Source organism: Isoptericola sp. NPDC060185 (assembly GCF_042728595.1).
In the GTDB taxonomy this organism is placed as follows: domain Bacteria; phylum Actinomycetota; class Actinomycetes; order Actinomycetales; family Cellulomonadaceae; genus Isoptericola.
In genome coordinates this window covers 47,262-59,810 of record NZ_JBHWYY010000022.1, presented here as the reverse complement: position 1 = coordinate 59,810, position 12,549 = coordinate 47,262, and the positions used below count along the sequence as shown (strand labels likewise).

Here is a 12,549-nt window from a genome sequence, read left to right as displayed (position 1 = left end):
GGTCACGGCCGGCGTTCCTCGTTCTCGGCGGGCGCCGCGAGGAGGTAGGGTCAGCCGTCCCCGCCCAGGATGTCTCCCAGGCCCCCGTCGTCGCCCTCGGGCGGGGTCTCCGTCGTCGTCGGCTCGTCGGTCGGGGTGTCGCCCACCTCGGGACCGCTGGACACGACGACCGTGACGTTCGAGCCGGCGTCGACCTCGGTGCCGGCGGGCGGGTCGGTGCTGATCACGGTGCCGTTGGGGACGGTGTCGGACGGCGCGTAGTCGATCACCGGGTTGAGGCTGGAGTCGCCCATCGACGCCTGGGCGTCGGCGGCCGGCTGCCCGACGACGTCGGGCACCTTCGTCTTCTCCGGCGCCTTCTCCTTGGCGATGACGATGGACACCCGGCTGCCCTGCGGCACCGAGCCCGCGTTGGGGCTCTGGCGGATGACGGTGCCCGGCGTCTCGTCGCTCTCCTCCGTGCTGCTGTCCGAGCTGAGGTCGAGTTCGGCGAGCTTGGCCTCCGCGTCCTCCTTCGACATGCCGACGAGGTTCGGCAGGTCGACCTGGCCCGTGGACACGACGATGTCGATGGTGGTGCCCTCGTCCACGGCCTGCCCCTTGGCCGGGTCCGACTTGATGACGAGGTCCTTCGCGACCGTCTTGCTGTTGGCCTGCGACTCGTTGCCGAGCACGAGGTTGGCCTCGGTGAGCTTCTGCTCCGCCTCGGACTTCGACAGCCCGGCGAGGTCGGGCACCGCGATCGTGTCCGGACCGGCGGAGAAGGTCACCGTGACGGTGCTGCCGCGCTCCACCTGCTGGCCGCCGTCGGGGTTCTGCCCCAGGAACGTGTCCTTCGGCTCGGTGGAGTCGGCGTCGGTCTCCTGGGCGTACTTCAGGCCCGCCTGGGTGATCTGCTGCTCCGCCTCGGCCGGGGTGATCGTCTCCGACAGCGTGGGGACGGTGACGTTGTCCTCGCCGGCGGAGTTGATGACGATGAGCGTGATGATCGTGGCCAGCGCGATCGCGCCGATCGCGATCAGCGTCCACATCAGGCCCTTGCGGCTCTTCTTCTCCTCCTCCGGCGGCGCGCCGCCCGGCGAGGGCTGCACGGCGGTCGCGCCCCACTGCGACGTCCCGGCCGGGTCCATCACCTGGGTGGCGCCGCCCTGGCCGAGCACCTGCGTGGCGGCGGCGCCGGCCGCGGCCGCGCCGAGCAGCGGCGCCGTCACGTCGCCGCCGCGCAGCGCGGTCTCGAGGTCCGAGCGGAACTCCGCGGCCGTCGAGTACCGGGCGTCGCGGTCCTTCGCGAGGGACTTCAGGACGATGCGGTCGAGCACCTCGGGAACGTCCGACGCCAGCTCGCTGGGGCGCTGCGGCGCCTGCCCGACGTGCTGGTACGCCACCGCCACCGGGGAGTCGCCCATGAACGGCGGGCGGCCGGTGAGCAGCTCGAAGAGGAGGCAGCCCGTGGAGTAGATGTCGCTGCGGGCGTCCACGGTCTCGCCGCGGGCCTGCTCGGGCGACAGGTACTGCGCCGTGCCGATGACGGCGTGGGTCTGCGTCATCGTGGCCGCGGAGTCCGCCATCGCGCGCGCGATGCCGAAGTCCATCACCTTGACCGCGCCCGTGGGCGTGATCATCACGTTGGCGGGCTTGATGTCGCGGTGCACGATGCCGGCCTGGTGCGAGTACTCGAGCGCGCTGAGCACGCCCGCCGTGATCTCGATGGCCTCCTCGATCGGCACCGCCGCGCCGTCCTGGAGGATGTCGCGGACCGTGTGGCCCTCGACGTACTCCATGACGATGAACGGGATGGGCACCGTGGCGCCCTGGGGGTCCGTGAAGGTGTCCTCGCCCGTGTCGTACACGGCGACGATGGCGGGGTGGTTCAGGGCCGCCGCGGACTGCGCCTCGCGGCGGAACCGGGCCAGGAACGACGGGTCGCGCGCGAGGTCGGACCGCAGCACCTTGATCGCGACGGTGCGGCCGAGGCGCGTGTCGTGCCCGATGTGCACCTCGGCCATGCCGCCGCGGCCGATGAGCTCACCGACCTCGTACCGGCCCGCGAGTACCCGGGGCGTGTTGTCCACCACTCAGTCGTCCTTCTCGGTCATGGCCGCGCGCGCGGCGCGCGGCGTGTCTCGGAGCATCATCCCAGAGTAGGGAGGGACGCCCGCGCGAACGGTCGTCGGGCACGGCGCCGTGTCGCCGCCGGCGCCCGAGGTCGGGCCCGGCACGTCGCGCAGCGCCGCGCGGGGTGTCGGGCCGGGTGCTGAGCCAGGTGCTGTGCCAGGTGTCGCAGGGAGGGTCGAGAAGGGCGCGGGTCGTCCGCCCGTCAGCGCGAGGGCGGGGCCGAGGAACAGTGCCGCGGCCTGGGCGTCCGCGCCGGCCGCCATCGCCTGCACCATGGTGGCGATCAGCAGCACCACCAGCAGCCCGAGGAGCGCGAGCAGCGGCCACGAGAGGCGTCCGAGCGGCCCGAAGCGCCGCCCGGTGGACGTCGACGTGCGGCGCGCCTCCTGCTTCGCCGCCGTCGCGGGGGCGGCAGCGCGCCCGCGGGCCGCGGCCGCCGTCGGCGAGGCACCGCGGACGGCCGGGCGCCGGGCGTCGTGGGTGCCCGCGCGCACGTCGCGCCGCGAGGGGAAGGCGCGCGCGACGTCGTCGCCGCCCGGGGTCGCGGGGGTGGGCTCCGGCCGCGGCTCGGGCGTCGACGCACGGTCCGCCGTCGAGCGCGCCTCGTCGGGCGAGGTGACCGACGCCCACGACACGGGCATGGGGGTGGCCGGCGGCGTCGCGGGCGTGCTGGGGCGCGGCGCGGGCGCCGCATGCGCCGGGACGGACCGGGCGGGCCGGGCGCCCGGCCGGGAGGCCGCGGCGACCCGGCGGGCCGACCGGGAGCGCGCCCCCAGGGGGTCCTCCGCGATCTCCCGCGCGAGCGACTCGAGCTCGCCCGCCAGAGCGGCCGCCGACTCGGGCCGGCGCGACGGGTCCTTCTCGAGCATGCGGCCGATGACGTCCGCGAGGCCGGGGTGCACGTGCGTGGGCAGCGGGGGGACGGGCGCGTTGACGTGCGCCACCGCGATGTCGACGGGCGTCGACCCCGTGAAGGGTCGCTTGCCCGCAGTCGCCTCGTACGCGACCACGCCGAGGGCGTACACGTCCGACGCCGCCGTCGCGGGCTGCCCCACCGCCTGCTCGGGCGACAGGTACTGGGCGGTGCCCATGACCATGCCCGTGGCCGTCATCGGGGCCTGGTTGGCGGCCAGCGAGACGCCGAAGTCGGTGATCTTCACGCTGCCGCCGTGCTCCAGCAGGATGTTGCCGGGCTTGACGTCGCGGTGCACCACCTTTGCCAGGTGGGCGTGGTGCAGGCCCCGCGCCGTCGCGGCGAGGATCGGCAGCAGCTTGCGGGGCGCGACGACCGGCTCGCGCTCCAGCAGGTCGGCCAGCGGCTCCCCGAGCACGAGCTCCATGACGAGGTAGCCGGCGCCGTCCTGCTCGCCGTAGTCGTACATCTGCGCGATGTTCGGGTGCGACAGGGCGGCGCTGTTGCGCGCCTCCGTGCGCAGTCGGCGCAGGAAGTCCTCGTTGCCGGTGTACTCCTCGCGGAGCACCTTCACCGCGACCTCGCGTCCCAGGTAGCCGTCGTCGGCGACCCAGACCTCGCCCATGCCGCCCACGGCGATCTGGCGCGTGAGCCGGTACCGCTCGCCCAGCGCGAGCCCGGTGCTCGGCCTCATCCGTTCAGCACCGCCTCGATGACGGCCTTCGCGATCGGCGCGGCGACGCGGCCACCGGTGGCCTCGGAGCCGGTCGACCCGCCGTCCTCGACGATCACGGCCACGGCGACCTTCGGGTCGTCGGCGGGCGCGAAGCCCGTGAACCACGCGTGCGGCTTCGTCTTGGTCGTGTCGCCGTGCTGGGCGGTGCCGGTCTTGCCGGCCACCTTGACGCCGGAGATCTGGGCGGCGGTGCCGGTGCCGCTCTCGACGACGCCGACCATCATGTCCGTGAGCTGGTCGGCCGTGGACTTGGAGATCGACTGCTCCAGCTTGTGCGGCGACGTCTGCTGCACGACCTCGAGCTGCGGGTCGCGGATGGTGTCCACCGAGTACGGCGCCATCATCGTGCCGCCGTTCGCGATCGTGGCGGAGATCATCGCGACCTGCAGCGGCGTGGCCTGGTTGCTCCACTGCCCGATGGCGCTGTAGGCCTCGAACGGGGGCGCCCACGCCGGGTCGTCGGGGGCCGGGAAGACGCTCTTGGTGGTGCTGAACGGCACCTCGAACGGCGAGTTGTAGCCAAACTTGTTGGCCTGGTCGTACATCGCCTCGTTGCCGAGCTTGACGCCCAGCTCCGCGAACGCGGTGTTGCAGGAGATCCGCAGCGCGTCGGCGAGCGACATCTTGCCGGTGGGCGAGCACGACTCGCCGCCGTAGTTCGGGATCGCCTTCTCGGTGCCCGGCGGGGTGTACGTCACCGGGGCGTCGATCTGGGTGTCCTCCGTGTAGTCGCCGGACTCGATGGCGGTCGCCGCCGTCACCAGCTTGAAGGTGGACCCGGGCGGGTACGCCCACGCCGTCGCGCGGCTGAGCAGCGGGTCGTCGTCGTCGTTGGCCAGCTTCTCGTAGGCGTCGTTGGCCTTCTTGGTGTCGTGCGTGGCGAGGTCGTTCGGGTCGAAGGTCGGGTTCGACACCAGGGCGAGGATCTTGCCGGTGGACGGCTCGACGGCGACCACGGCGCCACGCTGGTCGCCGAGGGCGTCCGCCGCGGCCTGCTGCGCCTTCGCGTCGATGGTCAGCTCGACGGAGGAGCCCTCCGGGTCGCGCCCGGTGAGCAGGTTCTGCAGCCGGTCCATCCACAGGGCGTCGGCCTGCCCGTTGAGGAAGTCGTTCTCCGTGTCCTCGATCTTCGACCGGCCGCTGACCAGGGAGAAGTAGCCGGTGAGGGGCGCGTAGAGCGGGCCCTGCGCGTACTTGCGCTGGTACCCGAACGGGTCGTCGACCGGCGTGGACGACGCGATGGCCTCGCCGTCGACGACGATCGGGCCGCGCGCGTTGCCGTACTCGGCGTAGATGGAGCGCACGTTGCGCGGATCGTTGTTGAGCTCGTCCGCGTGGAAGAACTGGATCCACGTGGTCGACACCATGAGCGCCAGGAACATGACCATGACGACGCCCGCCAGCCGGCGCAGGGTCGTGTTCACTGCTGCTCACCCCCTCGGGTGTCGCGGTACGGGTCGATGGTCTGGGTCGCGTCCGCCGGGGTGGACCCGCGGGACGGAGCGTCGGTGGCCGAGCGACGGACGGGGGTGCCGGCCGCGGGCGTGCCCGTGCCCGGCCGGGCGTCGTGGGCACCGACGACGATCGGGTCGTGCATGGCCCCGCCCTGCGCGACCGTGCCGCGCATGGGCAGCGCGGACGGGCGCCGCGCGTTGTCGGAGATGCGCAGGAGCAGCGCGATGACGATCCAGTTCGCCAGCAGCGACGACCCGCCCTGCGCCATGAACGGCAGCGTCAGGCCGGTCAGCGGGATGATGCGCGTGATGCCGCCCACGACCACGAACAGCTGCAGCGCCATGACGAACGCGAGGCCGCCGGCGAGTAGCTTGCCGAAGCCGTCGCGCACCGCGACCGCCGTCTTCAGGCCGCGCTGCACGATCAGCAGGTAGGTCATGAGGATCGCGAGCAGGCCCGTGAGGCCCAGCTCCTCGCCCAGCGACGAGTAGATGAAGTCGGAGAACGCGTACGGGACCTTGTAGGGGTACCCCTCGCCCCAGCCGGTGCCGAACAGGCCGCCCGCCGCCATCGCGAACGTGCCCTGCACGATCTGGTACGACGAGCCCGAGGCGTAGAGCTCGGCGTCGAACGGGTGCAGCCACACCTCCATCCGGGCCGCGACGTGCGAGAACATCGAGGTCGCGAGCAGGGCGCCCGCCGCGAACAGCACGAGGCCGATGAGGACCCAGCTGAACCGCTCGGTGGCGAGGTACAGCATCGCCACGAACAGGCCGAAGAACAGGAGGGACGTGCCGAGGTCGCGCTCGAAGACGAGCACGCCGAGGGACGCCGCCCACACGATGATGATCGGCCCGAGGTCGCGGATGCGCGGCAGCTGCAGGCCCAGCACCTTCTTGCCCGCGAGGGCGAGCGTGTCCCGGTTGGTCACCAGGTAGCCGGCGAAGAAGATGGCGAACGCGATCTTCGCGAACTCGGCGGGCTGCAGCGAGAAGCCGGCGATGTTGACCCAGATGCGGGCGCCGTTGATCTCGGTCCCGATGCCGGGCAGGAGCGGCATCACGACCAGGCCGAGGCCCACCAGCATGGCGGTGTAGGTGAGGCGGCGGATCCAGCGGTGGTCGCGCAGGAACCACACGATGAGCACCGCGATGACGGCGCCCAGCGCCGTGTACATCATCTGCGCCCAGGCGTTCGCGCCTTTCATGCCCGCGAGCTCGAGGCGCAGGATCATCGCGAGGCCCAGGCCGTTGAGCAGCACGACGGCGGGCAGGATCACCTGGTCCGCCCACGGCGCGCGGACGCGCAGGACGACGTGCGCGGAGAGCGCGACGACGACGAACAGCAGGCTGACCGGCCAGAACTCGGTGGGCAGCGAGCCTGTGACGCTGCGGCCGACCATGGCGAACGCCGTGATGCCGGCGGCGAGCGCGAGGATCAGCAGGAACAGCTCGGCCAGGCGCGCCGGCCTCCGCTCCGTGGGCTCGACGGTGCGCTCGGCGGGCGTCTCGACGGCGGCGCTCACCCCTTCGACCCCCCGTCGGCCTCGGTGTCCTTCGCCTTTGCCGTGGTGCTGGGGGTCGGCGTGCTCTTCGGCGTCGTCGACGGGGTGGGGGTGGGGGTAGGCGTGGGCTCGGGGGCGGCCTCGGCGATGAGCCGGTCCGCGCGCTCGCGCGCCTCGGCCTCCGACGAGGCCCGGATGGACCCGTCGAGGCGTTCGGCCCAGTAGTCGGGCAGGTCGGAGACCGGCGTGCCGGTGAGCTCCACGGGGGTGGACAGCGTGATCGGGCCGGCGCTGGCGGGGATGCCCTGGAAGACGGCGACCTCGCCGTCCGCGACCCCGACGTAGTACTGCTGCTGCGTCCAGCCGTACGCCCACCACAGGCCGTACCCGACGCCGCCGAGGACGACCAGCAGCACGAGGACCGTGATCCAGGGGCGCCGCTTCCGCCGCGGGCGCGCGTCGGCGTCGTCCGCCTCGTCGTCGGGGTCGTCGTCGTCGGGGTCGTCGGTCTCCGCGGGAGCCGGGGCCTCCGCGGGGGCCTCCGCCGGGGTCTGGAGGACCACAGGCAGCTCGCCGGTGGCCGCGGCGCCCACGACCTGCGGAACGGTGCTGCCCTCGGCCTGGTCGGCGGCCGCGCTGGCGGCCTGGTCGGGCTGCTCGTCGTCGTCCACGACGTCCGCGACGACGACGGTGATGTTGTCGGTGCTCCCCGCCGTCATCGACAGCGTGATCAGCAGGTCCGCGGCCTCGTCGGGCGACGGGGTCTCGGTGAGGACCTCGGCCATCTGGTCGGGCGTGACGAACCCGGACAGCCCGTCGGAGCAGAGCAGCCACCGGTCGCCGGCGCGCGCCTCACGGACGGACATGTCGGGGGTCAGGTCGACGTCGAAGTCGCCCAGCACCCGCATGACGACGTTGCGCTGCGGGTGGTGCTCCGCCTCCTCCGGCGAGATGCGGCCGGTGTCGACGAGGTGCTGCACGAACGTGTGGTCCACCGTGACCTGCGTGAAGCGGCCGTCGCGCAGCAGGTACGCGCGCGAGTCGCCGAGGTGGGCCATGACCAGCGTCGTGCCGGTGTGCAGCAGGGCGGTGACCGTGGTGCCCATGCCGACCAGCTCGGGGTCGGCGTCGCTGGCACGCACCAGGTCCTGCCGCGCGCGCTCCACGGTGTGCTCGAGGTCGGTCAGCGCCTCCTCGGGGCCGTGCTCGGTGCGGTCGAGCGGCGCGAGCGCCGCGATCGCCAGGCGCGACGCGACGTCGCCGCCCGCGTGGCCGCCCATGCCGTCGGCCACGACCAGCAGGTGCGGCCCGGCGTACGCGGAGTCCTGGTTGTTGGACCGCACGAGGCCGACGTCCGACCGCGCGGCGTAGCGCAGGGTGAGGGTCACGGAGCGGTCACCCCTGGAGCTCGACGACGGACTGGCCGATCCGGACGCCGACACCCGGCGCCAGCGGCTGCGGTCCCGACACCTGGGTGTCCCCGATGAAGGTGCCGTTCGTCGACCCGAGGTCCTCCACGTACCACTGGTCGCCCTGCGGGAAGATGCGGGCGTGCCGCGACGACGAGTAGTCGTCGTCCAGCACGAGGGTGCACCCCGGCGACCGGCCGATGAGGATCGACGCCGACGTCAGCGGGAGCGTGGTGCCCGTCAGCGGGCCGGTCGTGACGACCAGTCGCGTGGGGCCGGAACGGCGGGGCGGGGCCGGGGCCGCGGCGGCGCCGGCCGGGGTGGCGGCGGGTGCCGCGTCGGTCCGGCGGCGCTCCGCCCGCGACGCGCGGGGGCCGCCCCGGGGGGCCAGGTCGCGGCGCAGCACCGCGATCGCGGAGAGCACGAACACCCAGAGCAGCACCAGGTAGCCCAGCCGCAGCAGGGTGATCGTCAGCTCGCTCATCCTGGGGAGATCACCAGCCCTCGGTCTGCTGGCCGGAGGCGCTGCCGGTCCAGAACATGATGCGGGTACGGCCGATGGTCAGGGTGTTGCCGTCGAGCAGGGTGGCGGCGGGCACCTGGTGGCCCTCGACGAACAGGCCGTTCGTGGAGCCCAGGTCGGTCGCGACCACGCCGTCCGGCGTCACGCGGATCTCCAGGTGTCGGCGCGAGACGCCCGGGTCGTCCACGACGATGTCGGCCTCGGCGTCGCGGCCGATGACCGTGACGGGGCCGGTGAGGAGGTAGCGCTGCCCGTCGATGTCGATGAGCGGGTGGCGGGTGGACGGCGCGGCCGAGGTGGCCGGCGCGACGTTCCCGCGCACGGTGGCGGAACGGAGCTCGAAGCGGCCGGCGGCGATGTCCTCGTGCTCCTCGAAGGAGACGCTGACGGGCCCCACGAAGGCGTAGTGCTGCGACGCCGCGTACTCGGTGAGGTTCGTCGCGAGCTCGTCGGCCATGGTCTCCGCGCCCCAGGCGTCGATCTGGGAGAAGTCCGCCGTGGACAGCTCGATGGTGAACTCGTTCGGCACGACCGTGCGGTCGCGCCCGACGACGGCGGCGCGGTCGTCCACCTCGCGCCGCAGACGACTCGCCAGCTCGACCGGCTTGATCTCGCTGTTGCGTCCAACCTTCGCGAACGCGTTGTTCATCACGCGCTCCACGCTCTTCTCGAAGCGCTCCAGGGCGCCCATGCCACCTCCTCCCGTCGGCCCGACTCGTTCGCGGGCAGACTATCTAGATCGTAGGCAGGGGCGCAGCACCACCCCTCCGCGCGGTGTGGATTTCCTGCGAACGCTCGGCGCAGAACCAGGACCCGCAGGTCACGGCGAGGTGACGGCACGCGCCCGCGACCTGCGCCAGGACGAGCTCGGCTGCCGGACGGCCGCCACCGCCACCCTTCCAGGAGCACCCCGTACCCGCCCCTCCAGAGGCTCGAGCGGGTCCGGAACGCGGAAGGTCCCGGCCAGGAGAACCTGACCGGGACCTTCTCTTCACGTGCGCGAGGGGGGAGTTGAACCCCCACGCCCTCTCGGGCACACGGACCTGAACCGTGCGCGTCTGCCTATTCCGCCACTCGCGCGTGCCGCAGAAGATTAGCACGGCGCAGGGGGTGGTCCCCAATCGCCTGTCGGGTGCCGTGACGGCCCGCGACAGTTGTCCCCGGCGCGGCAATCTGGTGGTGCCGCGCCTGCGCGCCGATCCAGGATGGGCGCATGCCCGTGCCCGCCGGAGAGCCTGCCGCCGTCGTCGAGGTCGCGTGCGACGAGTCGGGGTTCTCCGGGACCAACCTGCTGGACCCGGCGTCGCCGGTGATCGTGCACGCGGGCGTCGACCTCACGGAGGCGGAGGCAGCGGAGCTGCTCGGCACGCTGCGGACCCGGTTCCACCATCGCGGGACGACCGAGCACAAGGCCCACCTGCTGCTGCGGCCCGGGCAGCCGGAGGCGGTGGCGTGGTTCCGGGACGTGCTCGACGGGCGGTCGACCGTGGAGGTCGTGGACAAGCGCGACCACCTCGCCGGGCGGGTGCTCGACCTGCTGGGCGGGGCGCCGTCATACCTCGACGGCACGCCGCTCGGCCGTGACCACGGCGCGGCCGCGGCGACGCTGCGGGAGCGCGGGGACCTCCTCGCCGCGTTCGTCGCGATGACGCGGCTCAAGCACCGCCGCCGGGTGGATCGCGGCGCCGTCGACCGCTTCCTCGCGCTGGCCCCGCGCGACCTGCCGGGACTCGCCACGCTCACCCCGGCCGACGTCGTCGGGGTGCTCGGACGCCTGCTCGACGGCGACCCCGCCGTCCCGCCGCCGCTCGAGCCGCTGGTCCCGGCGCTCGCGGGGACCGCGCTGCGGTGGAGCGGCGGGAGCCGGTCGGTCGCCGTCGTGCACGACGAGCAGAGCGCGCTCACCCCGCAGCGCACCGCCCTCCTGGCGGCGAGTCTCGCGGCGGCCGTGTCCCCCGCCCCGCCGCCGCTGCTCGGCGTGCGGCAGGTGGACTCCCGGCGCGACCCCCGGGTGCAGGTGGCCGACCTGCTCGCCGGCCTCGCGCGGCGGGACGCGCTGCGCTCCGCGGCCGACCTCGGGCGCTGACCGGTCAGGCTCCGAGGCCGAAGAACGCCGCGGCTCCGGCGAGCACCTCGCCCGCCAGGGGGGTGCCGACGAACCCGTGCTCCGCGCCGGGCAGCTCCAGCAGCCGGCACGGCACGCCGTCGCGGTGGCACGCCGCGGCCAGCGCGCGCGCCTCCGGCAGCAGCGAGTCCCGCTCGCCGACGGCGAGGACCGTGGGCGGCAGGCCCCGCGCCGACAGGTGCAGGCGCGGCGCGGACGCCGGCGCGACGCCCGTCCACGCCCGCATCGCGTACTCCGAGAGCTCGCGGCCGGGTCCGCCGGGCAGGGAGTCGTCGTAGGTCGCCAGCGACAGGTCGAGGTTCGGGTTGGTGAGCAGCAGCCCGGCGAGCGGGTGCCGGCCGCGCGCCGCGGCGAGGGTCGCGACCGCGCCACCGGCGGAGTCGCCGTCCAGGTACAGCCGGTCGAAACCCTCCCGGGCGAGGAGGTCGACGGCCGCGAGCGCGTCCGCCGCCGCGTCGTCCAGCGACGACTCCGGGGCGAGCCGGTAGTCCACCGACAGCACGACGACGCCCAGGGCCTCCGCCGCACGGCGGCACCAGCCGTCCTGCAGCTCGAGGTCGCCGAACAGGCCGTACCCGCCGTGCAGGAAGACGGCCGCCGCCCCGGGGTGCCGGGCCTCCGGCGTGTAGCGGCGCAGCGCGACGCCGTCGTGCACCGCGTCCTCCACCGCGCCCGCGAACGGGAGGCGCGGCCGGGCCAGCGCGCGCTCGCGGGCGCCGCGCCGCAGCCCGGCCACGTCGGGGACGCCGCGGGCGTCGTCAGAGGTCATGACGCGATCCGCAGCTCGCCCATGTCGACCACCTTGCGGTAGCCGAGGCGCTCGTAGAGGGCGTTCGACACCGGGTTCTCCAGGTCGGTGAACAGGCACACGCGGTGTCCGGCGTCGCGCAGCAGCGCGGACACGTGTGCGACCAGGGCCCCCGCGTAGCCGCGGCCGCGGTGCACGGCGGGCGTGTACACCGGGCCGATGCGGGCCACGCCGAGCGCCGGGCCCATGAAGCCGACGAGCGACACGGGCTCGCCGTCGTCCTCCCACCACCAGAGCTTGCGGTCGGCGACGCGGCGCTCCACCGTGTCGCGGGGCGGCGGGGTGACCGTCGCGCCTGGCGCGCGCCCGGCCTGCGCGTCCGCGGCGGCCGCGAAGTCGCCGATCCACGCGTGGGCGACGTCCAGCTCGTCCGCGGCGACGAGCCGCGGCCCGCCCCCTGGCGCGCGCGCCGGCGGGACCAGCGTGCCGAGCTCGAACAGCCGGCTCGGGCGCGCGAGCTCCAGGTCGCCGCCGGCGTGCTCGCCCATCCGCCGGAGGAAGGCGGTGGCCGGGCCCTGGGCGCCGTTCGCGGCGGGCACCACCTCCCCGCGCGCGAGGAGCAGGTCGGCCAGCGACGTCGCGAGCCGCGCGTCCATCGGCATGAGGTGGGCCTGGTACGGCGGCGCGGGCGCGGTCCGCATGGCCGCGCCGGCGACCTCCCCGTCCGCCGTCCGCGCGACGGCGAACCAGTGCGGGTGGTCGGGCGCCGGCTCCCCCCGGGCGGCGCGCTCCATGAGGCGTTGGGCCGTCGTCGCGACGATCGTCGCCCGCACCGGGTCGGCGGCGAGCACGCCCGCCACCGCGTCGAGGAAGGCCTGCGGGTCCTCGGTGAGCTGCCACGCGGGGGTCGGGTCGTGCATGCGTGCACGCTAGCGGGCGGCGTCGCCGCGGGCACCGGAGATTTCTCGCCCGGACGGCTCTGCTGAACGGTGCGCGAACGCTCGGCGAACTTCTCGTCGGA

10 protein-coding genes and 1 tRNA gene are annotated in these 12,549 nt (G+C 74.1%); 1 reads left to right on the top strand and 10 read right to left on the bottom strand.

The window, feature by feature from the left end; genetic code table 11:
• Window positions 1-50: 50 nt before the first annotated feature.
• The 8 genes from pknB to ACFWDO_RS10030 form a co-directional block, all read right to left on the bottom strand.
• On the bottom strand, window positions 51-2,075 hold the full coding sequence (gene pknB, locus ACFWDO_RS10065) for a Stk1 family PASTA domain-containing Ser/Thr kinase (protein ID WP_380318122.1): 2,025 nt from the start codon (window positions 2,073-2,075) through the stop codon (window positions 51-53).
• Window positions 2,076-3,722, bottom strand: coding sequence for a serine/threonine-protein kinase (locus ACFWDO_RS10060; protein WP_380318119.1), 1,647 nt, complete (start codon window positions 3,720-3,722; stop codon window positions 2,076-2,078).
• Entirely contained in the window at window positions 3,719-5,188 is a 1,470-nt protein-coding gene (locus ACFWDO_RS10055; RefSeq protein ID WP_380318116.1) for a peptidoglycan D,D-transpeptidase FtsI family protein, read from the bottom strand. Before ACFWDO_RS10055 ends, ACFWDO_RS10060 begins: the two co-directional genes overlap by 4 nt.
• Window positions 5,185-6,744 (bottom strand): FtsW/RodA/SpoVE family cell cycle protein, encoded by a 1,560-nt coding sequence (locus tag ACFWDO_RS10050; RefSeq protein ID WP_380318112.1) that lies wholly within the window; start codon window positions 6,742-6,744, stop codon window positions 5,185-5,187. The genes ACFWDO_RS10055 and ACFWDO_RS10050 overlap by 4 nt, the downstream gene beginning before the upstream one ends.
• Window positions 6,741-8,111 carry a Stp1/IreP family PP2C-type Ser/Thr phosphatase gene (locus tag ACFWDO_RS10045; RefSeq protein WP_380318109.1) on the bottom strand — a complete coding sequence of 457 codons (1,371 nt, stop codon included), beginning with the start codon at window positions 8,109-8,111 and terminating at the stop codon, window positions 6,741-6,743. Before ACFWDO_RS10045 ends, ACFWDO_RS10050 begins: the two co-directional genes overlap by 4 nt.
• A 7-nt stretch (window positions 8,112-8,118) precedes the next feature.
• Window positions 8,119-8,616 (bottom strand): FHA domain-containing protein, encoded by a 498-nt coding sequence (locus ACFWDO_RS10040; protein ID WP_380318106.1) that lies wholly within the window; start codon window positions 8,614-8,616, stop codon window positions 8,119-8,121.
• Window positions 8,617-8,626: 10 nt separating this feature from the next.
• Window positions 8,627-9,346 (bottom strand): FhaA domain-containing protein, encoded by a 720-nt coding sequence (locus ACFWDO_RS10035; protein WP_380318103.1) that lies wholly within the window; start codon window positions 9,344-9,346, stop codon window positions 8,627-8,629.
• A gap of 305 nt (window positions 9,347-9,651) precedes the next feature.
• Window positions 9,652-9,735 (bottom strand) — tRNA-Leu (locus tag ACFWDO_RS10030).
• A gap of 133 nt (window positions 9,736-9,868) precedes the next feature.
• Here ACFWDO_RS10030 and ACFWDO_RS10025 point away from each other — a divergent pair.
• Window positions 9,869-10,741, top strand: coding sequence for a hypothetical protein (locus ACFWDO_RS10025; protein ID WP_380318100.1), 873 nt, complete (start codon window positions 9,869-9,871; stop codon window positions 10,739-10,741).
• Between the two features lie 4 nt (window positions 10,742-10,745).
• Here ACFWDO_RS10025 and ACFWDO_RS10020 read toward each other — a convergent pair whose 3' ends face one another.
• Together ACFWDO_RS10020 and ACFWDO_RS10015 are read right to left on the bottom strand one after the other, a co-directional pair.
• Window positions 10,746-11,549, bottom strand: coding sequence for an alpha/beta hydrolase fold domain-containing protein (locus ACFWDO_RS10020; RefSeq protein WP_380318097.1), 804 nt, complete (start codon window positions 11,547-11,549; stop codon window positions 10,746-10,748).
• Complete coding sequence (locus tag ACFWDO_RS10015) at window positions 11,546-12,448, bottom strand: GNAT family N-acetyltransferase (protein WP_380318094.1); 903 nt, start codon at window positions 12,446-12,448, stop codon at window positions 11,546-11,548. Before ACFWDO_RS10015 ends, ACFWDO_RS10020 begins: the two co-directional genes overlap by 4 nt.
• Window positions 12,449-12,549: the final 101 nt, after the last annotated feature.